Raw genomic sequence first — 23,974 nt, forward strand, 5'->3', positions numbered from 1 at the left:
GTGGTCACCTTCCATTGCGCTTGGAGGTGATGAGGAGGTCGAGCCGGCCGAGGGTGGCGGCGTTCTTGATATCGCTGTCGCTGATGTCGATGCCGTAGCGGTCGGTGAGCAGGACGGACAGTTCGATGACGGCGAGGGAGTCGAATCCGGCGTGGTCGAGGCTGGCGTCGTCGGTGAGCCGGTCGGCGGGCAGCTTGAGGTCGTCGGTCAGAATGCGTGTGAGGTCACCGGTCATGTCCGGCTCCTTTCGGTGAGTGGCTGCGGCAGAGGCCGGGCCAGGTGAGGGTGGTGGCACCCCAGGTCAGTCCGGCGCCGAACGCGGTGAGCAGGGTGCGGTGGCCGGGCTTGAGACGGCCGTCGGCGGCGGAGCGGGCCAGGAGCAGGGGGATGGACGCGGCGCCGGTGTTGCCGGTCTCGGCGATATTGCTGAGTTGGCGGTCGCCGGGGACGCCGAGCCGACGGGCGACAAAGGCAGTGATGCGGCTGTTGGCCTGGTGCGGGACCAGGCGGTCGACGTCGCCAAGTTCCCACCCGGCGGCGGTGGCGGCCTGGCAGGATGCGGTGGACATGCGGTCGACCGCATGCCGGAAGACCTCACCTCCGTCCATGTGCAGGGCGCCGGGGCGGGAGGCCCGGATCAGGCCGGCGCCGGTGCCGTCGCTGCCGAGCACCACCGGCCCGAGCGCCCCGGCCTCGTCCGCGCTGCCGCGGCGCAGCACCACGGCCCCGGCGCCGTCGCCGAACAGTGGGACCGTCGTGCGGTCCTCGGGGTCGGGAAGGGCGGCGAGGCGGTCGGCGCCGATGACCAGGACGGTCCTTACGGTGCCGGTGGCGATCAGCCCGGCTGCGGTGGCGAGGGCGTAGAGGAACCCGGTGCACCCGGCCGCGAGGTCGTAGGCGGGGATGCCGGTCAGGCCGAGCCGGGTGGCCACGGCGGGGGCGGTGGCCGGACAGCAGCGGTCCGGGGTGGTCGTGGCCACCACCAATGCCTCCACCGTGACCGGTTCGCCGTCGGCGAGCGCCTGGGTGCCGGCCCGTACGGCGAGGTCGGTCGTGGACAGGTCCGTCCCGGCAACGTGCCGTTGGGTGATGCCGGTCCGCGAGCGGATCCACTCGTCCGTGGTCTCCAGATGTGGGGTCAGGTCGGCGTTCGAGACGATGTTCGGGGGCAGCGCCGCACCGACTCCGCAGACCACGGCCGCGCTCCCGGCAGCGACGGATGCGGCGGTCATCGGGTGGCCGCCTTGAGCTGCCGGGCGACGTCGCCGATCAGGTCTTCCTGCCCGGCGACAACCTGCCGCTCGCCGAGGGCGAGGAACAGGTCGATGGGGTCGACGCTTCCGGCGCGTGCGGTCTCCAGGACGGGCCGCTTGAAGCCGGAGAACACCCCGGCGATTCCGCTGGCCACGGCGATCGAGTCGATGGACGGTGGGGCCTTCATCAGGCGGTCGGCGGCGACGTCGGCGGCGGCCAGGACCTCGCGCAGGCCGATCCCGGTCTCGGCGCCTCGGCGCTCCAGGACGGCCACGAGGACTTCGAGCTGGGTGTTGCCGGCCCCGGCGCCGAACCCGCGGGCGGTCGCGTCGATGACGGTCGCCCCGGCGTCCACGGCGGCAAGGCTGTTCGCCACAGCCAGGCCCAGGTTGTTGTGGCCGTGGAAGATGACCGGCACGTCGACGGCGTCGGCGATGGCGTGCACGCGCGCAGTGACGTCGGACGGGAGGTAGTGCCCGGCGGAGTCCATGATGCCGACGGCCTGAGCGCCGAACTTCACCATCAGGGCGCACTGTTCGGCGAGTTCGCCGGGGCCGGCCATGTGGCTCATGAGCAGGACGCCCTGGGCTTCGGCTCCGAGGTCGCGGACGACGCCGAGGTGGCGTTCGGTGACGTCGGCCTCGGTGCAGTGCGCGGCGATCCGTACGACGTCGGCGCCGTGGTGAACGGCGGCCTCCAGGTCGTCGGAGGTACCCCAGCCGGGGGCCATGAAGACGCCCATCCTCGACGAGGTGAGGGCTTCGCGGACGGTGGTGAGCATCGTGGCGTCGTCGAGCTTGGAGCGGCCGATCTGGAGGCTGGAGGCGCCCAGGCCGTTGCCGTGGCCGACCTCTACCACCGGCACTGCGGCGGCGTTCGCGGCGATGGCGTAGGCGCGGAGCTGGTCGGCGTCGAGCTGGTGGCCGACAGCGTGGTGGCCGTCGCGCAGGGTCGGGTCGTGCAGGAGGATTCGGGGCCGCTCGTGCGGGTGTGTGTTCACGGGTGGGGTTCCCTTCATCGGGAGACGGCGGCCGACTGCTCGGCGAGCAGGACGGCGGCGGCGTTGATGATGTCGACGCTTCCGGCGTGAGGTGGCAGGCGGCCGCCGCCGGCGGTCACCTCCACCGCGACCGAGATCCGGCCCGGGTCCACGGCGAGTGAGGTCACCTTGAACCCGGGCGTGTAGGCGCGCACGGCTTGGGCGGCGGCCGCGATGCTCGTGCGGACCGGCGCGGGGCGGATGCTGTCCGCGAGGACGGTCATGGCCACCCGGAACGGCGGGGCGGGCCGGGCGGGGCTGAGGTTGACCATCACCTTCACTTCCCGGGTGCCGGTAAAGGTCCGGATCGCGGCGGAGGTGGTGGCGATGTACTGGTCGAGGTTCAGACGGGTGGCCCGGCCGGCGCTCGCGCTCGCCGCGGTGGAGACCACCTCGATGTAGGTGGGGGTGCAGCGCTTGGAGATCGCGTACAGGACCGGAATGGCCGCCTGCCCGCCGCAGCTGACGAGGTTGACGTGCTGGTAGGCCGCCGACCGGTGACTGTTGACCCCTGGGACTATGACCGTGCCAAGCCCCGTGGGGGTCAGGTCGATCAGGGTGGTGCCGGTCGGGCGCAGCGCCGCCCAGTGCCCGGCGTGGCTGTCGGCGTTGGTGGCGTCGAAGACCACATCGAAGGGCCCGGCATCCACCACGGCGCGGATCCCGCCGGCCGTGGTCGGGTGGCCCATCTCGGCCGCCCGTCGCAGCCCCAGGCTGTCCCGGTCGCGCCCTGCCACCAGGGCCAGTTCCAGCTTCTGCGACTGGTGGATCTTGTCAGCGAGGTCGACGCCGATCAGGCCCGCGCCGAGTACCGCAACACGCAGACACTGTTCATCAGCAGCCATCGGCCGCTCCTTCATTCGAGGGGAGAGGGTGGGTGCATGAGTGAGAGGGGCGGGGCGAGGTCAGCAGGGTGCTGCGGATCAGCGCACGCGCAGCTCGACCGGCGGAAGATGCGGCGAGCGGGCGCGCACCGTGCTCCGGGCCTCCAGCGGGAGGCTGGCGTGCACGGCCCCGGCCAGGACCAGCTGCCCGGCGCGCAGTCCGTCGCCGGCGCGGTGCAGCCGTCCGGCGAGCCAGGTCAGGGCACGGAGCGGGTCGCCGAGGACGGCGCGGCCCTCTCCGGTGGCCACTGCGGTGCCGTCGACGCTGACGACCAGCAGCTCGGCGGCCAGGTCCATGTCCGCGCCGAGCGGCACCATGGGCCCGGTGACCACCCGGGCACAGGACGCGTTGTCGGCGATGCTGTCCGCGACCGTGATGCGCCAGCTGGTGAACCGGGTGTCGATCACCTCCAGGGCGAGGAACACCTTCTCCACCGCCGCCCGTGCCTCGTCCACACTCACGTTCTCGCCCGCCAGGTCACAGCCGAGCCGGAAAGCGATCTCCGCCTCCACCCGCGGCTGCATCAGCACGGACCGGGCCATGGTGCTGCCGGTAGGCAGCACCATGTTGTCCAGCAGGACACCCGAGTCCGACTCGTCGACGCCCATCTGTTCCTGCATGGCCCGAGAGGTCACCCCGGCCTTGTGGCCGACGACGCGGGCGCCGCCCGAGATCCGCCGGGCCACCGCCGCCCCTTGCACCCGGTAGGCGGTCTCCAAAGACAGCTCCGGTCTCCGGACGGTCAGCGCGCCGATCGGCACTCGCTCGTACTCCGCCGCCAGCAGAGCCGACGCCGTTGCGGTGATCCAGCGATCATCCTGCTCGTCCATGACGATCCCTCCTCTGGGCATGGGGCATCACCTACGGTTCGCAGACGTGGGCACGGGAGCAGATCCGGCGAGGCGCTGACGATGCCGGCCGCCGGGTTCGGGCCTGATGAACAGTCAACCGGCGGGCTCATCGGAGCGGTACGGTGATGGGCAGTCCAAGCGGTATATCGCGTATATACGGGGCAGGTGCTCATGACCACGCGCACGCCGAACGTCCAGCTCAGCGCCCTTGTCGCCGAATCCGGCCTCACCTACGAGGCACTGGCCAAGGCAGTCCGCGCGGTCGCCGCCGAGTGCGGCGCAGACTTACGAACGAACAAGTCCAACGTCGAGCACTGGCTCAGCGGATCCGTTCCCCGCGGCGACACACCCCGCTACCTCGCGGTCGCGCTCTCCCGGCGCCTGGGCCGCCTCCTGACCAACGCCGACCTCGGCCTGCCCTCCCCGGCGGAGGCCGAGAATGACACCATCGGACTGTCCCTGGGGAACGACCCGCTGGACGCCTTGCTGCCGATGTGGAGGTACGAGTTGGACCGCCGCCGCTTCCTGACGGCCTCCGCTTACTCTGCGGCCTCCGCGGCCTTACCCCTCAGCCACGTACAGGACATCGCCTCCCGCACCGAGGCCGCCCGCACCGGCTACACCGTCGGCATGGCCGACGTCGCCGCCGTCCGTGACATGATCCACGCGTTCTCCGAGATGGACGAACGCCACGGCGGACAACACGGCCGCAGCGCCCTGGTCACCTATCTCCGCGACGACGTCGCCCCGCTGTGCCGGGCCCGGTTCCGTACCGACGAAGTCCGCCGGCAGATGCTGTCCGCCGCCGGCCGAGGCGTCCACCTGCTGGGCTGGAAGAGCTACGACGCAGGTCAGCAGGGACTCGCCCAGCGCTACTACCTCCAGTCCTACGCTCTGGCCGCGGAATCCGGCCTGCGCGGGCAGGACGGATTCGTGATGCGCACGATGGCCATGCAGGGTCTCAAGCTCCATCGCCCCGAGCACTGCCTGGGCTTGGCCGAGACCGGACTGAACCGGGCCAAGGGACGGGTGGACGCCCAGACCGAAGCACTCTTCCGCGTCGTTCACGCCCACACCCTGGCCAAGAGCGGCAAGCACCGCACGGCCCTCGCCGAGGCCGAACACGCCCGCACCCTGCTGACCGGTGCCCCAGGCGACGAGGTGCCGTTCTGGGCGCTGGCCTGGGGCCCACCGGCCGCGTCGGTGTACTCCCGCACCGCCAAGGTCCACGAGACCGTAGGAGACCACCGGGCCGCCGCCGAGCAGTACGCGCTGGCCGCCACGGCCCGCCCCGCGGACACCTACGCGCGGATCGTCGCCCTGGACCTGGTCGCGGGCGCGGAGATGCACCTCAAGCGCGGCAGCATCGAGCAGGCGTGCGCCACCTGGCACCGGGCCATCGACCACATGGACGGTGTCCGCTCCGTCCGTACCCGGAAGGCGGTCTCCCGTATGCGCGGTGACCTCGCACGCTTCCGGGCCCGTGGCCTGCGGTGCGTGGCCGATCTCGACGAACGGGGACGCGACTTCCTCGTCGGCGCCTGACCTCAGCGGCACCCTGCGAAGCGGCGGACGATCGGTTTCAGGTAGTCCGCGTGTGGGCCCGTCAGAGCGGCCAGTTCGTCCGGTGAGCGCACCAGGGCGATGTCGTCGAGTTCAGGTTCACGGCCCCGAACACGCTCGGCTGCTGCGGCAGCGGTGAAGTCCGCGCGCAATGTCGCCTCGGGAAGGGCAGGGGCAAGGTAGGTCAGGCCGACACTGCCGTTCTCGCCGCGGGTAACGACCCACAGCCTCAGCTCCTCGGCGACGGCGCTGATCCCCAACTCCTCGGCAAGTTCCCGCGCGGCCTGGCCGGCCAGTGCCGACTCGTCCAGCACCGCCCCGTCCTGGGGGGGGCTCCACAGACCCACCCGGCAACTGCCAGCGGCCCGGGGCAGCCGTAGAGGACGACATCCTCGCTGCCAGCACACGGCCGTCGCCGGCCGGCTGAACGACGTTCACGAACAACGAGGGCAGTGCTATGGCGCCGGGAACGCGACGCAGCGCGTAGTGCCGGTAGGTCACACGTACCCAGGAAAGGCGCAGGATGCGCGGGCCGGTCCGCTCCAGTCCCCCACACGCCACCACAGGCCCGTCGAAGAGGGTGGGGTTGTCTCGGACCGCCATGTCCCACGCCCGGTCCCGGGCCTCAGCGTCGTGCGGCGGCAGCGGCGGTTCCGCAGCTTCGGTCAGCAGGAGCCGTTCGACGTCGAAGAGGTCAATGCCCACGGGGGGGCAGTGTTTCGGTCACCGGCTCATCGTAGGACCCGCTCCAGGCTTGACCGCCAACTCGGCCGAGTACGTGAATCCATGGGCGCCCGGCTGGCTGCAGCGTCCAGTGCTCGACGAGTTCATCCAGGTCCAACGGGGTACGGGCCACGATCGCCGATCGTGGCCCGTACTGGGGTGCCGGTAAGAACGCTGTCAACGGCGCGCCGCTCAGGTGGACTCGGAGGACGACGAGCCGACCAGGCCCGGCTTCTCCGCCGCGGGCCGGGGCACCGCGGCGGGCGTGCCCCGTCCGGACCGGGCGTCGAGGAACGCGCGGATCCTGCGCTCGATCGGGTCCTCGTAGTAGCGGTGCGCCAGCCAGCCGACGAGCAGCGAGATCGCGAGGCCGACCGCGGCCCACAGCCAGTGGGCGTTCACCGGCGTCACCGGGTCGAGGAAGAAGTCCACCATCTGCTTTTCCGGATACACCATCGCGGCGATGGTGAAGATCACGGTGAAGTGGAACAGGTAGATGCCCATGGAGATCTTGCCGAGCGACACCAGTGCGGGACGGGCGTACAGCGAGGAACGGCCGTCCAGTTCGCGTTGTGTGTAGGCGGCGAGCAGGCAGGCGTAGAGCGGTGCCATCACGAGGTCCAGCGGGTCGTGCGGGACCGCGCTGCGCACCGAGGAGCCGGCCAGCACCCACATCACGCCGAGCGCGACGGCGATCACCGCGAACACCTGGCCGACCGAGAAGCGGAAGCGCATGCCACGCCGCATGGCGGCCGCCATCAGCACGCCGAACAGGAACTCGTGGATGCGTCCTGGCGGCGAGTAGATACCGAAGGTCAGCCCGGCGGCGTCGTCGAGCGCCAGCGGCTCGCTGGGCGGGTAGGCGAACCACAGCACGACGCGCAGCGCCCAGCCGTACGCCAGCGTCGCCACGGCCAGCCAGGCCAGCTGGCGCGGGCTGCGCCGCAGCGCGAAGCGCCCGACCCACAGGAAGATGGCGTAGAAGAACACCACGCACGACAGCATCCATGTCACGGGGTTGGTCGATTCGAGCACGACCCCGGGTATCCACGCCTGCACGAAGAACAGGCTGGCCAGAGCCGCCCCGATCATGTGCCCCCCGTCGGTTCCCGGCGCGGCGAGGGCGAAGCCGAGCGGCAGCGCGATGGCGATCACCAGAGTGGGCCAGATCCGCGCCAGGCGGCGGCCGAGGAACCAGCCAAGGGTGTCGTTGCCGCGGAAGCTCCAGGTCAGCGCGAACCCGGACAGGACGAGGAAGAACGTGCCGCCGGATCCCGCGAGCCCGAGTACGTCGTTGACGTGCGGGACCGGCATCACCACCGCGACATGGCAGATGAAGACGGTGATGGACATCAGGAACCGCAGGCCCGTGAGTGAACGGACGTTCCGCAGCGGCGGTGGTTGCAGCTCTAGGGTGCCGGACTTGGCCATAGTCGCCTCACTGAGATATCGGAAAGTTCGGTACGTGGTTCAGTCGATGCCGCGGACGATGTGCGGCTCCCCGGGTTCGTCCTCCACCCCGGCGAGTCCCAGCGGCGGCGCCGGCACCCGGTCCCCGTTGTGCGGTTTGTCCTCTGGTTCCTCGTACATGGGCTCCTCCGAAAGTCACGTCCTGCGAGGGCTGCGCGCGCTGCCGCCGCCGCACGCCGCCGCACGGCGGCGCTCGGGGCGTCGGGTCAGGAGTCCGAGTAGAAGCGCGCCCACAGCTCGGCCTCCGCGCGGGACAAGGGAGTTCTGGCCACAAGCCGCTCCGGGTGTCCGGCGGGCGGCGCGTCCAGGATCGGCCGCGGCTCCTTGTGGTCCCGGTCCCCGTCCTGGCCCCGGCCCTTGCCCCGGCCCTTGTCCCGGCCCCTGTCCCGGCCCTGGTCCTGGTCCTGGTCGGGGTCCTGGTCGGGGTCCGCGGCGGGCGGCGGGCCCACCCACAGCGAGCCCACCCCCTGCAGTCCGTCCCAGAGGAACCGGCCGAACCACCCTCCGCAGCCGATGACTCCCCTGACCAGGACGGTGAGGAGTCCCCGGCGTCCGCCGCCGACGGCCCCGCTATTCGGGGATGATGACTTCACGGACACCGCTCGCGCCGCTCCCGGCGGTCGCCGGAGCCGTCGGCGCGAGATAGCTCATCTCCTGCGGCGCCTCGTCGAGGAGCCAGGCCGACATGGACTTCAGCTCCGGGATGCCGGGGAACATGAAGCGCCGGTTCTTGTCCTCAAGGCCGATGCCGCGCAGGGTGCCCGGCGACGCCTCGATGGCCTTCATGAGCTTGCGCCCGGCCACGGCGGCCGGCATCTCGCCCCGGTCGACCGCGTCGCACAGGGTGACCATCTCGTCGAACACGGCCTTGTAGGTGGGCTGGTCGGGCAGGAGCAGCCCCGGGTACGGCACGTCCTCCATCCCCTGGAAGACCCGGTCGTCGCCGCTCGCGCGGAAGCGCTCGATGAAGCGGTCGAAGCGGAGGTTGATCGGCACCTCCGCCGCCGCCCACACCCGGTAGACCGCGTTCCACAACTCGTAGTCGGAGAACGCGATGAAGGAGGCGTTGACCAGCTGATCGTTGTACTTGATCAGGCCCTTCTGCAGGGTGTCCACGTAACGGAAGCGCTCCACGTCGAAGTCGTCCTCGCGCAGCGCGTCGAGCAGCCGCCAGACGAGGGAGTTGATGATCTCCGTGGTGTTGGTCAGGCCGCGCGAGTAGAGCGGGTCCAGGAACCCGGCGGCGTGCGACATGAGGCACCAGCGGTGGCCGACGGTCTCCTTCGAGGTGTACTGGAGCCGGCCGGTGGACACCCATGGACGGACCGTCACCGCGTCGACGAACATCCGCTCCACCGCGGGGAACCGCTTGATGAACTGCCGGAACTCCTCCTCGGGGGTCACCCCCTCCGGCTTGGGGTAGCGCCGCTCGTCGAAGGTCAGGCCGACGCTGACCAGCGGGTTCTTCGACCGGGGTTCGTTGTTGAACGGGATCGACCAGATCCAGCCCCGCTCGAACATGTGGTGCATGGTGCCCTCGACCCAGGGGATCGGCGGCAGGTCCTCGGGCTCCATGCGGAGCACGTCGTCGGTCGGCTTCACCCCGATCATGTGGGTGAACAGGGACCGGGAGTGGTGCTTGAGCGCGTCGGGCCCCTCGCGCAGCCCGAGCTTGTCGGCGACGGGGGAGCGGAAGCCGCTGCCGTCGACCAGGTAGCGGGCCGTGAACCGCTCGCCGCCCGCGTCCTGGACCGCCACCTCGTCCTCACCCAGGTCGATGTCGGCGACGCGGAAGCCCTGGCGCACCGCGCAGCCGTACTTGATGGCGGTGTGGAAGAGGAAGGAGTCGGTGTCCTGCCGGAACAGGTGGCCCGTCTGGAGCGCCTTGGAGGGCGGGCTGAACTGGTTGACCTCCAGCGGGTCGGGCTCCTCGCCCTCCTTGTGCAGCATGAAGCCGAAGTGCTTCTTGACCCCGGAGGTCGGGCCGATGTTCTCCAGACCCGACTCGTAGGACGTCAGGTACTCCAGCTCGGGGATGCCGTACCGCTCGGCGAGCTGCCGGTAGCCCTTGAGGGTGTACAGCGTCGTGGACTCGCCCACCGCGAACTTCGGGTGCACCGCGGCGTCGATGAGCAGGACCCGCACATCGTGTCGGGCCAGGATGGCACCGAGAACCGTGCCGGCGCTGCCCGCGCCGAGAATGATGACGTCGAAGTCCTGTGTGGCCGCAGCAGATTCGCTCATGTTGGTCTCTTCCTCACCTGTCGTCGCCGGTCGTGGGCTGTGGAGCGGTGATCTGCGCGACGACCTCGCCGGTGTCGAAGACATTCCGGTCGCGCACGACCTTGCCGCCGTGGATCTCCCAGATGACGATCCCGGAGACCTTGATCCAGTTGCCCGACGCGGGGACACCTCGGTAGGTGCCGGTGTGCCGGGCGGTGGTGGTGTAGTGCGTCACCACGTGCGAGCCGTCGGTGACGACCAGGTCGAGCTCGACGCCGATGTCGGAGAACGCCCGGTGCACACCGAGCACACTGCGCCGCGGTCCGTCGGGGCCCACCCGTCTGCCGTTGAGTACGAAGTCCTCGGCGAAGACCTCGTCCGCGATGCTCACGTCGCCGCCGGCCCACGCCGTGCCGAACCAGAACTCGGCGAGCCGCGCGTGCTCCGTCACCACGGTCCTGGCGGTCACTTCTTGAACCCCGACACCACGACGAACGTGCCGAACATCAGGAAGCTGCCCTCCGCGTCCCGGCGCAGGATCTCCTCGCCCCAGGCGCGGGCCGCCGCCTCGTCGACAATGCCTTGGGCGCCGGCCAGGGCCGCGGCCTTGCCGATCCAGGTCAGCGAATCCGCGCTGGCCAGGCTGGTGAGCACGACGGGCCGCAGCCGCACGGTGATGTCGACGGCGCCCGCCTGGGCGAACAGGCCGCGCAGGCGGCGGGCCACCCAGGGGTTGGGCACGTGGTCGCCCCACCAGTTCATGATGGTGCGGGTCAGCTCGCGGTCGGCGAGGTCGGGCGCCCACAGCCCGTGGTCGGGGTCCGTGATCAGCACCTGGCCGCCGGGCTTGACCACCCGGAGCATCTCGGCGACGGCCGCCGCCGGGTCCGGCACATGCTCGATCACCCGCTCCGCGCGGGCGGCGTCGAAGGTGTCATCGGCGAACGGCAGCGCACCGGCCTGTCCGTGCAGGAACTCGACCGGGGCGGCGCCGGACCCCGCAGGCGTGGCCCGCGCGATGAGATCTTCGCTGGAGTCGAGGCCGACGACCCGGCCGGTGGGGCCCACGCGCTCGGCGATCGCCCGTACGTCGTTGCCCATGCCGCAGCCGACGTCCAGCACCTGGCTGCCGGTGGACACCCGCAACATCTCGTCGAGTTCCTGCTTGACCGACGCCAGCTCGATCGCCGCCTGGTCGAGGAACTTCTTTGCCGAATCCGCCTTTTGCCATACGTCAGCGGGCCTGACCTGGCCGGTTTCGGTTGTCATCGATCGGCTCTCCAAGGGATGAGTCATGAGTCCACCCGCCGCGCCGACGGGATCTGACCGGACATCACCATCCGTGCGAAAGCACGGAATCAATGATGTGCCGAAGCTACGGACGGCCGATTAAGCGCCGCGAAAGCAGCGTGATGAGCTCGCGTGAACCGGCCGGGGGCGCGACGGGGTCCGGCGGACAGTCCTCAGGAGCACGCGAGTTGGGGTGCGAGTGCGTCAGTGACCGTGTCGGCCACGGCCTGGATCTGCCGGTCGAGATAGAAGTGCCCGCCCGCGAAGGTCCGCGTGGCGCCGCCCGCGCTGGTGTGGGTCTGCCACGCGAGGGCGTCCCGCAGGGAGACGATCGGGTCCTCGGTGCCGACGAGCGCGGTCAGCGGGCACGCGACCCGGGCCCCGGGCTCGGGCCGGTAGCGCTCGACGGCCCGGTAGTCGGCCCGTACCGCGGGCAGGGACAGCGCGCGGATCTCCGCCGCGGACAGCCGGGCGCGGCTCGTGCCGCCGAGCGCGCACAGCTCGGTGATCAGCGTCTCGTCGTCGGCCAGATGGGCCGTCGGCGGCCGCAGCACCGAGGGCGCGCACACCGCCGAGGCGAACAGCCGCACCGGGCGCGGCCCCGCCGCCGCCTCGAAGCGCCGGGCCACCTCGAAGGCGACCAGGGCGCCGAGGCTGTGTCCGAACAGCGCGAAGGGGCGCGGGGGCAGCTCACGCAGCGCCTCGAACGCCGCGTCCGCGAGCTGCCCGACGCTTTCCAACGGGGCTTCCGCACGGCGCTCCTGGCGCCCCGGATACTGCACCGCGACGGTCTCCATGTCCGGCGAGAGCGCGATGGCCAGGGGCCGGAAGTAGCTGGCCGAGCCGCCGGCGTGCGGGAAGCACACCATCCGCAACCTGCTGTTGGGTGCCGCGACGAGTTTTCTTGTCCAGGGGTTTTCGGTGTGGGTGAGCGCCGCCATCGTATGCCTCCGGGAGAAACGGCAATGGCCGTCGGGTTCATGGGACCTGTCCCGCAAAGCGTAGGGAGCGGGCCGCGCCCGGCCCATATGAGAATTGGCGGCTTGAGCGGGGATCGCCGGCCCGCTTAATCTTGGCTTTACCGTCGCTGGTCGCGGGCGGTGGGGCGGCCAACCGGCCTGCTGGACAGCCCGATTGGGGTTGCGCGGCGATGGGGAATCAGGGTTTGATCTCTGTCATGTCGTTACGCCGATCTCTGCTGTCCCTGCGCATTACCGGAGCGCTTCAGTCCGTTCTGATGCTCATTCAGGTCGCTTTTGCTGGGGGCTTCCTCGGCGGCCATTTCGATATGCTGAAGATGCACGGAATTCTCGGCCGTGTCATCGTGGTGGTCGCGCTGCTGATGGCCGTGGCCGCCTTTCTCGTGCGCCGCTCGGGAGGCCCCAAGTCGGTCCTTCCGGCTTCGGTCGTGGTGCTCCTGGCGCTCATCGCCCAGATGGTCCTCGGACTCAACCGCAGCGTCGCCGGACATGTCGTGCTCGGCGTCATCCTCGTCTCGGCCGTCGCTGTGCTCTCCCAGCGCGCGATGACCACCCCGCTGCCGCCCGGCACCCGCTCCGCCCCGGCGCACGACGAGACCGCGCGGACGGAGCCGGTCGCATGAGGCGGCGCGCCTTCCTCGGTACGGGCGGTGCCGTCCTCGGCGCGGGCGCGCTGGCGGCGGCGGGCTGGCCCCTGCTGAGCGACTACGTGCGCGAGGGCCGCCCCGGCAAGCTGCTGACCAGCGGGGCCGACCTGCCCAAGCCCTACCGGACGCCGCTCCCCCTCCCCCGGGTGCTGGAGCCGGTGTCGAAGAGCGCCACCACGGACGCCTACGAAATCACGCAGCAGGCAGCCGAGTTGGAGATCCTGCCGGGCCTGCGGACGAAAGCGTGGACGTACGGCGGAACCTTCCCCGGACCCACGATCGTCTCGCGCTCCGGGCGCCGCACCGTCGTCCGGCACCGCAATGAGCTGGACCGTCCCGGCGTGGTCCATCTGCACGGCGGCCACACTCCGGCGGCGAGCGACGGCTATCCGACCTCGCTGATCCTTCCGGCCGACGGCTCGTACGACGCACACCGCGTCGCCCAGGACATGAGCGGCGGTTCGCACGGCATGTCCGTGGACCACGGCGCGATGGACCTGGCCGCGGGCGCGCGCACGTACACGTACCCCTTCGAACAGCGGGCCGCGACGCTCTGGTACCACGACCACCGCATGAGCTACACGGGCGTGGCCGTCTGGATGGGGCTCGCCGGGTTCCACCTCGTGCACGACGACGAGGAGGAGCGGCTTCCGCTGCCGCGCGGCGCACGCGACATCCCGCTGATGATCACGGACCGCTCCTTCGCCGCCGACGGGTCCTTCCAATACCCGTGGGTGGACAAGGAGTTGCACACCCCGGGCGTCACCGACGCCTACATGAACGGTGTGCTCGGCGATGTCATCCTGGTCAACGGCGCGCCCTGGCCGGTGCATGAGGTGGAGCGGCTGCGCTATCGGCTGCGGTTCCTCAATGCCTCCAACGCCCGCCTGTACAAACTGGAGTTGGACCCGCAGCCGGAGGGCGGCGACGCCTTCGTGCAGATCGGCAGCGACGGCGGGCTGCTGGCGGCGCCCCGCCTCCACGACGCCCTGGAGATCGCCCCGGCCGAGCGCTTCGATGTCGTCGTCGACTTCTCCCGCTACCGTCCGGGTACGAAGGTGCGCCTCCTGAACCGCTTCGGAGACGGTTCCACGGCCGAGGTCATGCGCTTCGACGTCGGCGCGGGCTCGCCCGCCGACGACACGAAGGTGCCGCGGCAGCTGAGCGATGTGCCCCGGCTCGACCCGGGCCGTGCCACGGTCACCCGCGACTTCCACTTCCGCGGTTCCAGCGCGGGCTGGACGATCAACGGCAAGGAGTACGAGCCGGGCCGCGCGCTGGCCAGGCCCAAGCTCGGCAGGACCGAGGTGTGGCGGTTCACCACGAACTTCCACCACCCCGTCCATCTGCACCTGGACCACTTCCAGGTGGTCTCGCGCAACAACCGGGATCCCGGGGCGTTCGACCACGGCTGGAAGGACACCGTGGACCTGCGTCCGGCCGAGGCCGTCGAGGTGGTCACGCGGTTCACGGACTACGCCGGCACCTTCATGATCCACTGCCACAACCTGGAGCACGAGGACATGGCGATGATGGGCGACTTCGTCACCGAGTGAGGCACCACCGGCAGAAGGGGGACTGCCAGACATGTCCGGGGCCACGCGGGAACGCATCCTCGACGCGGCGGTCGCCGTCCTGCGGGACGGTGGGACGCACCACGCGACCACCAAGCGGATCGCGGAGGCCGCCGGCTGCTCGGAGGCCCTGCTGTACAAGCACTTCGCGAGCAAGACGGACCTGTTCGTGGCCGTCCTCGTCGAGCGTGTTCCCCTCGACCCGGCCCGCTGCCCCGGCTCACCGCCCCGGGCGGCGGGCCGGGGCAGCGTCCACGAGAATCTGCGGGTGCTGGCCCGTGCCGCCCTGGCCCACTACGAGCAGAGCGTGCGGGCCCTGGCCGCCTTCCGTACCGATCCCGCCCTGCTCGCACGCCTCGGCGACCTGCCGGAGCGCGCCGACACGGCCGGCCCGGTGGCCGCCTATCTCCGCGCCGAGCAGGCCCTGGGCAGAGTCGCGCCCGGCACCGATGTCGAGGCCGTCGCCTCGCTGCTGCTCGGCGCCTGCTTCCGGCAGGTCTTCTTCGCCGCCTTCACACCGCGGCGGGACACTCCCGGGGACTGCGCGGACCGGCTGGTCGCGGCGCTGATGCCGGCCGTGCAGGCCGAAGCCTCGCCCTTTTCGGCTGCTTGACCCTCGCTTCACACGTGTCGGCTGAGATTCGGGTGAACACCGTGAATCAGCGCGCCCGACGCGCCGTGGAGGCGAGGATCGCATGGCAGTACCCCGCTCACCCGCGGTTCAGTCGGCCTTGACGTTGGAGCGGATCCGCTCAAGCAGCTCGCCCAGCTGGACGATATCGGCGTCGCTGAGTCCTTCCAGCATCCGTTCCTGGCTGCGCAGGGCGACCGACTCGATCTCCTCGTACCGGGACAGGCCCTCGTCGGTCAGCGCGACCACGGCCGCTCTGCGGTCGGCGCCGTCGCGTGTGCGGACCACGAGGCCGCGCCGCTCCATCGTCTCCAGATGCCGGGAGAGGGTGGGCCCCTCGATGCTCAGGTACTGGGCGAGACTGCGCTGGATCATCGGCCCTTCCAGCTTGAGGGTCGCCAGAATCGTCCACGCGGCGAATGTCGCACCGGACTTGCTGAGCTCCTCCTCGAAGAACGCACGCGACTCCTTGGCCGCGAGGCGCAGCTTCGGAGCGATGCTCTTGCGCAGCCACGTCGGCCCTGGATCCGTCTCCGTCCCGGTCCCGGGGGGTTCCTGCTTCGGCACTCGTTCCTCCGCTCGTTGCCTGGTCACAGCGAGTATCCCCTGTCACCGAACCGGCTGCTGAGAGGCCGGTTGACCATCTGTGAATTAATTCGTTAGGGTACTAATTATTTTTGCAAACGGCAACCAGCGGGAGCCCTTCGTGAGTGATCTCAGCACCGGCACCGCGGCCCCGTCCACTCCGGCCGATCCTCCCCCGGCGCCGACACGGCGCACCTGGCTGGGGCTGGCCGTCATTCTCCTGGCCGCCTTCATGGAACTGCTCGACGTCACCATCGTCACCGTGGCGTCTCCCGAGATCCAGAACTCCTTCCACACGAGCTACGCCCAGGTGCAGTGGATCCTGGCGGGCTATCAACTGACCTTCGCCGCGGGGCTGGTGGCGGGCGGACGCCTCGGCGACATCTTCGGCTGCCGCCGGATCTTCGTCTGCGGCGTGCTCGCGTTCGCCGGCGCCTCCCTGCTGTGCGGCATCGCCACCAGCGGCACACAGATCGTGCTGTTCCGGCTGGTCCAGGGACTCGCGGCGGCCCTGATGTTCCCCCAGGTCCAGGCGATCATCCATGTCACCTTCACCGGCAGGCACCGCGCCGCGGCCTTCGGCGCGCTCGGCGGTGTCACCGGTCTCGCCGGGATCGCGGGACCGCTGCTCGGCGGTGCGCTGATCGACCTGGACCTGTTCGGCTCCGGATGGCGGATGATCTTCCTGATCAATGTCCCCGTCGGTGTGATCGCCGCGATCGGGGCGATGCTGCTGGTCACCGAGCGGCGCTCCGAGCAGCGTCCGGGCCTCGACCTCCTGGGCACGACGCTCGGTACGGCCGTGGTGGCCCTGGTCGTCTTCCCGCTGATCCAGGGCCGGGACGCCGATTGGGCGTGGTGGATCTGGACGCTGCTGGCTCTCGCGGTGCCCGCGGTGGGGCTGTTCCTGTGGCACCAGCGGACGCTGGAGAAGCGGGGCGGGTGGCCGGTGGTGGATCTGGCGCTGTTCCGCGGCGGCTCGTTCGGGCTCGGCCTGGTCGTCCAGTTCATCAGCTTCGCCGGCATCTCCGCGTTCTTCCTCGTCCTGGCGGTCCAGTTGCAGGCGGGCTACCAGTGGTCGGCGCTGCGCACCGGCCTCGCGTTCCTGCCCATCGCCGTCGGTACCGGCCTGGCCTCCGGGATCTCCATCCCGCTCATGCCCCGGCTCGGCAAGCGGCTGGTGCAGGCCGGCGCCCTCGTGATGGCGCTCGGCATGGTGGCCCTCATGGTCACGCTCCACGCGTACCCCACCGACCTGTCCGTATGGACCCTGACACCCGCCGGACTCGTGGTGGGCCTCGGCCTCGGCCTGATCGTGACCACGGTGAACGACGTGGTCCTCGCCGAGGCGGTCGGCCCGAGCGCCGGCTCCGCGGCGGGTGTCAAGGCCATGGTGGGCCAGTCCGGGAACGCGGTGGGCGTCGCCGTGCTCGGCGCCCTCTTCTTCGGCCTGCTGAGCAGCAACGCGAGCGCCGCCGCGCACGACGAACTCCCCCATTTCCGCGCCGGGTTGAAGCAGCTGTCGGTCTCCGCACCGGACACCGCGGCGCTCGAACGCTCACTGACCGACTGCTTCACCGACCAGGCGCGCGCCACCGACCGCTCGGCTCCCCTGCCCAGCTGCACCGCGCTCACCGACCGAGCGCGCGCCACCGGGGACCCGGCCGTGCCGCGCTTGGTACGGGAGAGCCTGGACACGGCGCGCCAGCAGCATTTCTCGGACTCGATGAAGAGCAGCCTGGGCTACGAAGTGGCGGTCTACGCACTGGTCTTCCTGCTCGTCTTCCTGCTCCCGCTCCGTCGCCTCGCCCCGGGATCCCGGCGCTGAGCGGGACGGCGCCGGCGCACTTCGCACGCCTCACAGAACATTCACGGAAGGAAGCACTCCTGATGGACACAGAGCAGCACAAGGACTTCGCCGGAAAGGCGGCCCTGGTCACCGGTGGCAGCAGCGGGATCGGCGCCGCCACGGCACACCTGCTGGCCCGGGAAGGCGCGGCGGTGGTGGTCAACTACCGCGCCGACGAGGCCGCCGCGCGCCGGGTCGTCGAGGAGATCACGGCGCGGGGCGGCACCGCGGTGGCCCTCCAGGCCGATGTGACCCGGGCCGACGAGGTGGACCGGATGACGGCCCTGGCCCAGGAGGCGGTCGGGCCGATCGACATCCTGATCGCCAACGCGGCGGGGGTCGGCGGGCGGGCCGTACGGCCGGGCCCGCTGCTCAAGGCCCCCCGCGACCAGGCGCTCCACGTGGTGGAGGCGCAGCTGAACGCCTTCCTCAATCCGGTGCACGCCCTGGTGCCGGGGATGGTCGAGCGCGGGCGCGGCGGCGCGGTGGTGGCCGTCGGCGCCTCGCTGTCACGGCGCTCTCCCGAGGGATTCGGGGCACTGTCCATGTCGAAGGCGGCCCTGGAGGCGGCGGCCAGAACGCTGGCGCGCGAGGTGGGTGCCGACGGCGTACGGGTCAATGTGGTGGCCCCGGGCCTGATCCTCAGCTCCCTGGCCTCGAAGATGCCCGAGCAGGTAAAGGCGGACAACGCGAACAGAACCGCTGTCAAGCGCAACGGGACGCCTTCCGACGTCGCCGAGACCATCGCGTTCCTCGCCTCGGCTCGTTCCTCGTACCTGACCGGCGGCTATCTCCTGGTCGACGGCGGGACAGCGATGCTCTGACGCGCGCGGAGCGACGCTCCACGGCGGCCCATAGCGGGACTAGATTCATCCGAGGGGTTGAGTTTCGGACGACGCCCCCGTGATAGCTTCGTGACGTCGAAAAGCAAAGGCCAACTCTTCGCAAAGCGCGATCACCCAACAGGGAATTAATCGGAATTAAATATTCCGCCCCCTGTCACATACCCATCGCACCTCTTGGCATAGACAGGAGGAAACACAATGGTGGTCAACCAAGCCACCGAATTCGGTGAGCGAACCGCGGAACTCATCGACCAACGCGAATTACGCACCATATTCGGGCGCTTCGCGACCGGCGTCACGGTCATCACGGCAAAATACTCCGGAGAGCTCTTCGGAGTGACCGTCAACTCCTTCGCCTCGCTTTCCCTCGACCCCCCTCTCGTGCTCTTCTGCCTGCACAACAGATCGTCCTTCCGCGCGGCCCTCGAAGTGGGCTCCTCGTTCACGGTGAACATCCTCGCCGAGGAGCAGCGGGACATCGCCGGCCTCTTCGCCTCCGGGGTCGACCGCTTCCTCAAGGTCAACTCCCTGCCCGGGCGCGGCGGCAGCCCCGTGCTCACCAACTCGCTGGCCTACGTGACCTGTGAAGTGGCGCAGCAGGTCGCGGGCGGCGACCACGTGATCATCATCGGGAAGGTCGTCGACATCGGCCTGCTGCGGCGCGACGGGCGCCCCCTCGGATTCTTCGCCGGCACCATGCAGAAGCTGAATCCGTATCAGTAGCAGCCCATTCCAAACACGGGGGGAAACACACCATGCGCTTCAAGTTGCTCGGACAATTGCAGGTGCACGACGGGGACCGGATACTCACTCCGCAGGCACACAAACTCCGCGTTCTGCTCGCTGCCCTCCTGGTCAACCACCACCGAGTCCTCTCCATCGAATCGCTCATCGATGAGCTCTGGCCGCAGGGCCCGCCACGTACGGCCCTACAGGCGCTGCGCGTCTATATTTCGCAGCTCCGGAAAATGCTGCAGCAGAGCAGTGCGCGTAGTAATCTCTTCCTCATCGGAGAACCCCCGGGCTATTACTTGTCGATCGACGAGGGAATGCTCGACATAGTCGATTTCGATCGGCATCGCGAGCGCGCGGTCGCGGCCCTGGAAGAGCAGGACGAAGAAACCGCACTGCATCACTTCTCGAAGGCATCGGGTCTCTGGCGCAGCGCTCCGCTCGTCGGTCTGCGCGAGGGCATGCTGATCCAGAGCGCCGCCTCCCGCCTTGAGGAATCCTGGATCGGGGTCGAAGAAGGCCGCATCTCCCTTGAAGTACGGCTCGGCAGAAGACGCGGCGAAGCCATAGCGCGGCTGCGTGAACTGGTCGCGGCCAATCCCTACAACGAGCGCCTGCACGCGCTGTTGATGGTCGCCCTCTTCCTGTCCGGTCGCAGCGGTGAGGCCCTTCAGGTCTACCGCGCCACGAGGAAGTGCCTCGTGGACGAGCTCGGCATCGAGCCGGGCGACGATCTCCGCCTGGTCCACCAGATCGTCCTGGACTCGGACCGGGCGGCCCTGGAAAAAGTCGGCATGTGGACGGCCTAGGCATGTCTTCGAAGTAGCGCCGTCCGCCCGTGGGGCGGGCGGGGCGTCACCGGGCAGGCGGGTCTTCGAAGACACGCCCCAGGGCGTGTCGCGAAGGACCCGCCCGGCTCGCGATGCCCTGCGGGCGGACGGCACCGCTTTCGCGACGGACCTTGGGGCCGTCGGCTGCCCGCCCCCTCAGAATCTCGATTCCATGAAACCGAAGGGACAATGACATGAGCATGCCCAATTCCGCACCCACACAGGCCGCCGGCACCGGCGCGCCTCTCGACGACGCGTTCGACATCATGCTGGTCGGCTGGTCGTTCATGCGGAGCAAGCTGCTGATGACGGCCATGGAGCTGGAGCTGTTCGAGGCACTCGGCAAGGAACCCGGCACGGCCGAGCACATCGCGGGCCGGCTGGGTCTGCACGAGCGCGGAGTGCCCGACTTCCTGGACTCGCTGGCCGCCCTCGGCCTGCTCACCCGTGACGCCGAGGGCGTCTACCGCAACGGCCCGGCCGCCGCCCGCAATCTGATCCCCGGACAACCCGGTTACGTCGGCGGCTTCCTGAAGATGACCACCGGCTTCATGGGCTCGGGCTGGGAGACCCTGGCCGACATGCTGCGCACGGGCGACGCCCACGGGCAGGACGCCAGCAAGGTGCCCTTCGCGCAGATCTTCCGCGACCCGCAGCGGCTGCGTCAGTTCCTCACCGCCATGGACAGCCTCAACAGCGCGATCGGCCCCGAGCTGGCCCGCCAGTACGACTGGTCGCGGCACTCGTCCTTCGTGGACGTCGGCGGCGCCCGCGGCAACCTCGCCGACACCCTGCTGCTCGCCCACCCGCACCTCACCGGTGGCGTCTTCGACCGCCCGGTCATGAAGCCGTTCCTGGAGGAACTGGCCACCGACCGGGGCGTGTCGGACCGGATCTCGTTCCACGGGGGCGACTTCTACAAGGACAAGATCCCCGGCGCCGACGTCGTGATCTTCGGCAACGTCCTGCACGACACCCCGGTGGCGACCCGCAAGGACCTGATCGCCCAGGCGGCCGCGAACATCCCCGCGGGCGGCGCCGTGATCGTCTACGACCCGATGATCGACGACGACCGCAGGGACGCGGACACGCTGCTGATGAGCCTCACGATGATGATGCAGTCGCCGGCCGGCAACGAGTACACCCCGGCACAGTGCCGCGGCTGGATGGAGGAGGCCGGCCTGGAGGTCGAGCAGGTCCTGCGACTGCCCGCGCACGCCACGGCCGTGGTGGGCCGCAAGCGCGCCTGATCCCGTACGCCCCCCGCGAGGACCGGCCGGGAGCTCCGGCCGGTCCTCGCTCCATACAGGAACGGAGAACAGACCATGAGCGGCAGCCATGTGGACCTCACGGTCATGCTGGTCAGTCACGATGCCTTCCGCCGGGACCTGCGCCGCCTGGAGAAGGCCGCGGCACGGCCCCACGGCGACGATCCGCTCGCCCGCAAGCGGGTCGAGACGGGCTGGCAGATCTTCAAGACGCAATTGCACTTCCACCACGAGGGCGAGGACCGCGATCTGTGGCCCCGGATGGCCAAGGGTCTCGCCCACCGACCCCAGATCCTCGCCACACTGCGGGAGTTGGAGGCGGAGCACAGCCTGATCGACCCCCTGCTCGCCCAGGTCGACGCCGTCCTCGGGGACCCGCGGACGCCGGCCGGCCAGGTCGAGAAGGCCGTGGCCGAGCTCGCCACCTGCCTGGCGGACCACCTCGAACACGAGGAGAAGGACGGCCTGCCCTACGTCCAGGAAGCGCTCACGGACAAGGAGTGGAAGGCCTTCACCGCCGACCAGCGCGAACACCTCGGCCTCTCCGGGGCCGCGGAGCTGTTCCCCTGGCTCCTCGACGAGGCGTCCGAGGAGAACCTGCGGCGCGTGACGTCCTTCATGCCGATGCCGATGCGGATGGCCATGAAGAAGCTCTGGGCCCCCGCCTACCGGGCGCGGGAGACCTGGACCGGCTGAGAGCCGGGCACCGCAAGGGTGAGGGCCTAACGCGCTCTAACGGTGGCTTAATTGCGATGTGCCACGGTGATCGTGCCGCCGCGGACCGGGCGTCCGGACCCGCGGCGGCACCGAGCGTCCGCACCTTCGGAGAGGACCCCCATGGAGCACGCCATGTCCACCGAGAACGGATTCAAGCTGGGATTGTTCGCGCCCAACGCCTCGTCCGGTCTGGCCATCACCACCGTTCCCGAGCGCTGGTCGGGCAGTTGGGACGACAACGTCCGCCTCGCCGTCCTCGCCGACCGGCTGGGAATCGACTTTCTCCTCCCGGTGGGGCGCTGGATCGGCTGGCCCGGCACCACCTTCCACGAGGACGTCCTGGAGACGATCACCTGGGCCGCCGGACTGCTCGCGGCGACCGAGCGCATCTCCGTCTTCGCCACGGTGCACAGCGCGCTGGTGCCTCCCATGGTCGCCGCCAAGCAGCTGGCCACGCTCGACCGGATCGGCAACGGCCGGGCCGGGCTCAATATCGTCGCCGGGTGGTACCAGGCGGAGTACGAGGCGTTCGGCCTGGACCTGCCGGGCAGTCCCGAGCAGCGCTACGCGCACGCCCAGGAGTGGTGGGACGTGGTGCGCACGCTGTGGAGCAGCGAGCGGCCCTTCGACCACGACGGCACGTACTTCCCCGGCCTGCGCGGCCTGCACACCAGCCCGCGGCCAGCCCGCGGCACGCTGCCGGTCATCAACGCGGCCGTCTCGGAGGCCGGCCGCGGCTTCGCCACCCGCAACGCCGACTTCCTGCTGACCGCCGCCTTCGATCCCCGGCGCGGCACGGCTCTGGTCGACGGTGTCCGGGAGGCGGCCGCCCGCAACGGCGGCCGCGGCGTCGGCGTGCTCTCCAACGCGTACGTGGTCTGCCGGCCCACCCACGCCGAGGCCGAGGAGTTCCTGCACTACTACGCGCGGGAGAACGCGGACTGGGACGGTGTCGACACCGTGATGAGCGGTCAGGGCATCAATCCGCAGTCGTTCAGCCAGGAGCAGATCGACATGTTCCGGCCCCGCTTCGCCGCCGGACACGGCGGCCACCCGCTGGTGGGCACGCCCGACGAGATCGCCGACACCATCATCTCGTTCGCCCAAGCAGGCGTTTCCGGGATCGCGCTCTCTTTTGTGGACTACCTTGTCGAAATTGAGTATTTCGCGAGCGAAGTTGTCCCCCGGCTGGAAAAAGCCGGCATCCGGGGGCGTACTCAGAGGAGTTGAGCACTGCCGCGTCTCGCGTCTCGCGTCTCGCGTCGATCCGAACGTGCCATTGACAGGGGGAGCATTGGTATCGGTGATCGTCATGTGTCCGGACGACAGACGTCGTACGGCACTGGAGCTACGCTTCGTCGCCCTCGGCGGGTTCGACGTACTGCCGTACGAGAAGGGGCGGTCCGAACGGCGACGCCCCGATCTGCTGGTGGCCGCCGTCGACCGCGACAGCGTCTGGCTGGCCCATCGCGTCGCCTCGGCGCTGGACTCGGTGCACGCGCCGACGCTCCTCGTGGTGGACGAACCGTTCGCGGAGCTGGCGGGCGTCATGTGGTTCGGCGCGCACGGCATCATCCTCAGCGCGGCGTCGGACCGTGAACTGTCCGATGCCGCGCTGCTGGTGGCCCAGCGCTGCACCGTCGTGTCGGAGAAGATCCTCGCCGACGAGCGGCTGAGCATGGGGAAGCTGGTCTTCGAGTGGACGGTGAACCGGGACGCGGGGGCGGCCCTCGACGCCCTCTCGGAGCGCGAGCGCGAAGTGCTCACACTGATCGGGACCGGCCGCAACAACGCCGAGATCGCGGCCCGGCTGTGGGTGAGCAGCAACACGGTGCGGTCCCATGTCCAGCGCCTGATGCGGAAGCTGGGCCTGCGCAACCGGCTGCATCTGGTCATCTTCGCCCATGAACTCGGCCTGGTGGACCTCAACGACACGGTGCTCAGCGGGGATTGACGCGCGACCTGGTGAGCGGCGGCGGAGCCGAAGGGAGATCCGGTGAGGCCGGCTGCTTGGCAGC

25 protein-coding genes are annotated in these 23,974 nt (G+C 70.1%); 12 read left to right on the forward strand and 13 right to left on the reverse strand.

Annotated features, from left to right (window positions below; all coding sequences use genetic code 11):
* Positions 1–4: 4 nt before the first annotated feature.
* The 5 genes from ACFRMN_RS12045 to ACFRMN_RS12065 form a co-directional block, all read right to left on the reverse strand.
* Complete coding sequence (locus ACFRMN_RS12045; RefSeq protein ID WP_383017161.1) at positions 5–235, reverse strand: acyl carrier protein; 231 nt, start codon at positions 233–235, stop codon at positions 5–7.
* Positions 225–1,232: a beta-ketoacyl-ACP synthase III gene (locus ACFRMN_RS12050; protein WP_383017165.1), complete on the reverse strand. Its 1,008-nt coding sequence runs from the start codon at positions 1,230–1,232 to the stop codon at positions 225–227. The genes ACFRMN_RS12045 and ACFRMN_RS12050 overlap by 11 nt, the downstream gene beginning before the upstream one ends.
* The gene (dmpG, locus tag ACFRMN_RS12055) at positions 1,229–2,254 is read right to left on the reverse strand and encodes a 4-hydroxy-2-oxovalerate aldolase (protein ID WP_383017168.1); all 1,026 of its coding nucleotides are present in this window, start codon (positions 2,252–2,254) and stop codon (positions 1,229–1,231) included. Before dmpG ends, ACFRMN_RS12050 begins: the two co-directional genes overlap by 4 nt.
* 14 nt (positions 2,255–2,268) lie before the next feature.
* On the reverse strand, positions 2,269–3,138 hold the full coding sequence (locus ACFRMN_RS12060) for an acetaldehyde dehydrogenase (acetylating) (RefSeq protein ID WP_383017171.1): 870 nt from the start codon (positions 3,136–3,138) through the stop codon (positions 2,269–2,271).
* A 78-nt stretch (positions 3,139–3,216) separates the two neighbouring features.
* Positions 3,217–4,008 carry a 2-keto-4-pentenoate hydratase gene (locus tag ACFRMN_RS12065; protein ID WP_383017174.1) on the reverse strand — a complete coding sequence of 264 codons (792 nt, stop codon included), beginning with the start codon at positions 4,006–4,008 and terminating at the stop codon, positions 3,217–3,219.
* 192 nt (positions 4,009–4,200) lie between these two features.
* Between ACFRMN_RS12065 and ACFRMN_RS12070 the strand changes: the two genes are divergently transcribed.
* Entirely contained in the window at positions 4,201–5,574 is a 1,374-nt protein-coding gene (locus ACFRMN_RS12070; RefSeq protein WP_383017177.1) for a hypothetical protein, read from the forward strand.
* 2 nt (positions 5,575–5,576) lie between these two features.
* On the opposite strand, the gene ACFRMN_RS12075 is transcribed toward ACFRMN_RS12070, so the two are convergent.
* From ACFRMN_RS12075 to ACFRMN_RS12105, 7 genes are all read right to left on the reverse strand, one after another.
* Positions 5,577–5,906, reverse strand: a complete 330-nt coding sequence (locus ACFRMN_RS12075) for a hypothetical protein (RefSeq protein ID WP_383017180.1) — start codon at positions 5,904–5,906, stop codon at positions 5,577–5,579.
* 601 nt (positions 5,907–6,507) lie between these two features.
* Positions 6,508–7,746, reverse strand: a complete 1,239-nt coding sequence (locus ACFRMN_RS12080; RefSeq protein WP_383017183.1) for an acyltransferase family protein — start codon at positions 7,744–7,746, stop codon at positions 6,508–6,510.
* A gap of 245 nt (positions 7,747–7,991) precedes the next feature.
* Positions 7,992–8,378, reverse strand: coding sequence for a DUF6059 family protein (locus ACFRMN_RS12085; RefSeq protein WP_383017186.1), 387 nt, complete (start codon positions 8,376–8,378; stop codon positions 7,992–7,994).
* The gene (locus ACFRMN_RS12090; protein WP_383017189.1) at positions 8,356–10,029 is read right to left on the reverse strand and encodes an NAD(P)/FAD-dependent oxidoreductase; all 1,674 of its coding nucleotides are present in this window, start codon (positions 10,027–10,029) and stop codon (positions 8,356–8,358) included. Before ACFRMN_RS12090 ends, ACFRMN_RS12085 begins: the two co-directional genes overlap by 23 nt.
* 13 nt (positions 10,030–10,042) lie before the next feature.
* Complete coding sequence (locus ACFRMN_RS12095) at positions 10,043–10,477, reverse strand: ester cyclase (RefSeq protein WP_383017192.1); 435 nt, start codon at positions 10,475–10,477, stop codon at positions 10,043–10,045.
* Positions 10,474–11,277, reverse strand: a complete 804-nt coding sequence (locus ACFRMN_RS12100) for a methyltransferase domain-containing protein (RefSeq protein WP_383017194.1) — start codon at positions 11,275–11,277, stop codon at positions 10,474–10,476. Before ACFRMN_RS12100 ends, ACFRMN_RS12095 begins: the two co-directional genes overlap by 4 nt.
* Before the next feature lie 194 nt (positions 11,278–11,471).
* Entirely contained in the window at positions 11,472–12,239 is a 768-nt protein-coding gene (locus ACFRMN_RS12105; RefSeq protein WP_383017196.1) for a thioesterase II family protein, read from the reverse strand.
* Between the two features lie 347 nt (positions 12,240–12,586).
* Between ACFRMN_RS12105 and ACFRMN_RS12110 the strand changes: the two genes are divergently transcribed.
* From ACFRMN_RS12110 to ACFRMN_RS12120, 3 genes are read left to right on the forward strand one after another with little or no spacing between them, the layout of a single operon-like run.
* The gene (locus ACFRMN_RS12110; protein WP_383017198.1) at positions 12,587–12,901 is read left to right on the forward strand and encodes a hypothetical protein; all 315 of its coding nucleotides are present in this window, start codon (positions 12,587–12,589) and stop codon (positions 12,899–12,901) included.
* Positions 12,898–14,481: a multicopper oxidase family protein gene (locus tag ACFRMN_RS12115; RefSeq protein ID WP_383017201.1), complete on the forward strand. Its 1,584-nt coding sequence runs from the start codon at positions 12,898–12,900 to the stop codon at positions 14,479–14,481. The genes ACFRMN_RS12110 and ACFRMN_RS12115 overlap by 4 nt, the downstream gene beginning before the upstream one ends.
* Positions 14,482–14,512: 31 nt before the next feature.
* On the forward strand, positions 14,513–15,112 hold the full coding sequence (locus ACFRMN_RS12120; RefSeq protein WP_383017204.1) for a TetR/AcrR family transcriptional regulator: 600 nt from the start codon (positions 14,513–14,515) through the stop codon (positions 15,110–15,112).
* 108 nt (positions 15,113–15,220) lie between these two features.
* Here the strand turns inward: ACFRMN_RS12120 and ACFRMN_RS12125 are convergent, their stop codons facing one another.
* Positions 15,221–15,697 (reverse strand): MarR family winged helix-turn-helix transcriptional regulator, encoded by a 477-nt coding sequence (locus ACFRMN_RS12125; RefSeq protein WP_383017207.1) that lies wholly within the window; start codon positions 15,695–15,697, stop codon positions 15,221–15,223.
* A gap of 139 nt (positions 15,698–15,836) precedes the next feature.
* On the opposite strand from ACFRMN_RS12125, the gene ACFRMN_RS12130 reads away from it, so the two are divergent.
* The 8 genes from ACFRMN_RS12130 to ACFRMN_RS12165 all read left to right on the forward strand — a co-directional run bounded on the left by ACFRMN_RS12130 (position 15,837) and on the right by ACFRMN_RS12165 (position 23,910).
* Positions 15,837–17,543, forward strand: coding sequence for an MFS transporter (locus tag ACFRMN_RS12130; RefSeq protein WP_383017210.1), 1,707 nt, complete (start codon positions 15,837–15,839; stop codon positions 17,541–17,543).
* Between the two features lie 62 nt (positions 17,544–17,605).
* Positions 17,606–18,388 (forward strand): SDR family NAD(P)-dependent oxidoreductase, encoded by a 783-nt coding sequence (locus tag ACFRMN_RS12135; RefSeq protein WP_383017213.1) that lies wholly within the window; start codon positions 17,606–17,608, stop codon positions 18,386–18,388.
* Positions 18,389–18,607: 219 nt separating this feature from the next.
* Entirely contained in the window at positions 18,608–19,132 is a 525-nt protein-coding gene (locus ACFRMN_RS12140; protein WP_383017216.1) for a flavin reductase family protein, read from the forward strand.
* 32 nt (positions 19,133–19,164) lie between these two features.
* Positions 19,165–19,950, forward strand: a complete 786-nt coding sequence (locus tag ACFRMN_RS12145; RefSeq protein WP_383017219.1) for a BTAD domain-containing putative transcriptional regulator — start codon at positions 19,165–19,167, stop codon at positions 19,948–19,950.
* Between the two features lie 215 nt (positions 19,951–20,165).
* Positions 20,166–21,221, forward strand: coding sequence for a methyltransferase (locus ACFRMN_RS12150; protein ID WP_383017222.1), 1,056 nt, complete (start codon positions 20,166–20,168; stop codon positions 21,219–21,221).
* A 75-nt stretch (positions 21,222–21,296) separates the two neighbouring features.
* Positions 21,297–21,935, forward strand: coding sequence for a hemerythrin domain-containing protein (locus ACFRMN_RS12155; protein ID WP_383017226.1), 639 nt, complete (start codon positions 21,297–21,299; stop codon positions 21,933–21,935).
* 153 nt (positions 21,936–22,088) lie between these two features.
* On the forward strand, positions 22,089–23,186 hold the full coding sequence (locus ACFRMN_RS12160) for an LLM class flavin-dependent oxidoreductase (RefSeq protein WP_383017229.1): 1,098 nt from the start codon (positions 22,089–22,091) through the stop codon (positions 23,184–23,186).
* A gap of 82 nt (positions 23,187–23,268) precedes the next feature.
* Positions 23,269–23,910 carry a response regulator transcription factor gene (locus ACFRMN_RS12165; protein ID WP_383017261.1) on the forward strand — a complete coding sequence of 214 codons (642 nt, stop codon included), beginning with the start codon at positions 23,269–23,271 and terminating at the stop codon, positions 23,908–23,910.
* Positions 23,911–23,974 lie beyond the last annotated feature (64 nt).

Origin of the sequence: Streptomyces sp. NPDC056835 (assembly GCF_042789485.1) — a bacterium.
Classification (GTDB): domain Bacteria; phylum Actinomycetota; class Actinomycetes; order Streptomycetales; family Streptomycetaceae; genus Streptomyces.

Coding starts and splice junctions, on each gene's coding strand:
- ACFRMN_RS12045 (WP_383017161.1), bottom strand. CDS start 235: ATGACCGGTGACCTCACACGCATTCTGACCGACGACCTCAAGCTGCCC.
- ACFRMN_RS12050 (WP_383017165.1), bottom strand. CDS start 1,232: ATGACCGCCGCATCCGTCGCTGCCGGGAGCGCGGCCGTGGTCTGCGGA.
- ACFRMN_RS12060 (WP_383017171.1), bottom strand. CDS start 3,138: ATGGCTGCTGATGAACAGTGTCTGCGTGTTGCGGTACTCGGCGCGGGC.
- ACFRMN_RS12065 (WP_383017174.1), bottom strand. CDS start 4,008: ATGGACGAGCAGGATGATCGCTGGATCACCGCAACGGCGTCGGCTCTG.
- ACFRMN_RS12070 (WP_383017177.1), top strand. CDS start 4,201: ATGACCACGCGCACGCCGAACGTCCAGCTCAGCGCCCTTGTCGCCGAA.
- ACFRMN_RS12080 (WP_383017183.1), bottom strand. CDS start 7,746: ATGGCCAAGTCCGGCACCCTAGAGCTGCAACCACCGCCGCTGCGGAAC.
- ACFRMN_RS12090 (WP_383017189.1), bottom strand. CDS start 10,029: ATGAGCGAATCTGCTGCGGCCACACAGGACTTCGACGTCATCATTCTC.
- ACFRMN_RS12100 (WP_383017194.1), bottom strand. CDS start 11,277: ATGACAACCGAAACCGGCCAGGTCAGGCCCGCTGACGTATGGCAAAAG.
- ACFRMN_RS12105 (WP_383017196.1), bottom strand. CDS start 12,239: ATGGCGGCGCTCACCCACACCGAAAACCCCTGGACAAGAAAACTCGTC.
- ACFRMN_RS12110 (WP_383017198.1), top strand. CDS start 12,587: ATGCTGAAGATGCACGGAATTCTCGGCCGTGTCATCGTGGTGGTCGCG.
- ACFRMN_RS12115 (WP_383017201.1), top strand. CDS start 12,898: ATGAGGCGGCGCGCCTTCCTCGGTACGGGCGGTGCCGTCCTCGGCGCG.
- ACFRMN_RS12120 (WP_383017204.1), top strand. CDS start 14,513: ATGTCCGGGGCCACGCGGGAACGCATCCTCGACGCGGCGGTCGCCGTC.
- ACFRMN_RS12135 (WP_383017213.1), top strand. CDS start 17,606: ATGGACACAGAGCAGCACAAGGACTTCGCCGGAAAGGCGGCCCTGGTC.
- ACFRMN_RS12140 (WP_383017216.1), top strand. CDS start 18,608: ATGGTGGTCAACCAAGCCACCGAATTCGGTGAGCGAACCGCGGAACTC.
- ACFRMN_RS12145 (WP_383017219.1), top strand. CDS start 19,165: ATGCGCTTCAAGTTGCTCGGACAATTGCAGGTGCACGACGGGGACCGG.
- ACFRMN_RS12150 (WP_383017222.1), top strand. CDS start 20,166: ATGAGCATGCCCAATTCCGCACCCACACAGGCCGCCGGCACCGGCGCG.
- ACFRMN_RS12155 (WP_383017226.1), top strand. CDS start 21,297: ATGAGCGGCAGCCATGTGGACCTCACGGTCATGCTGGTCAGTCACGAT.
- ACFRMN_RS12160 (WP_383017229.1), top strand. CDS start 22,089: ATGTCCACCGAGAACGGATTCAAGCTGGGATTGTTCGCGCCCAACGCC.
- ACFRMN_RS12165 (WP_383017261.1), top strand. CDS start 23,269: ATGTGTCCGGACGACAGACGTCGTACGGCACTGGAGCTACGCTTCGTC.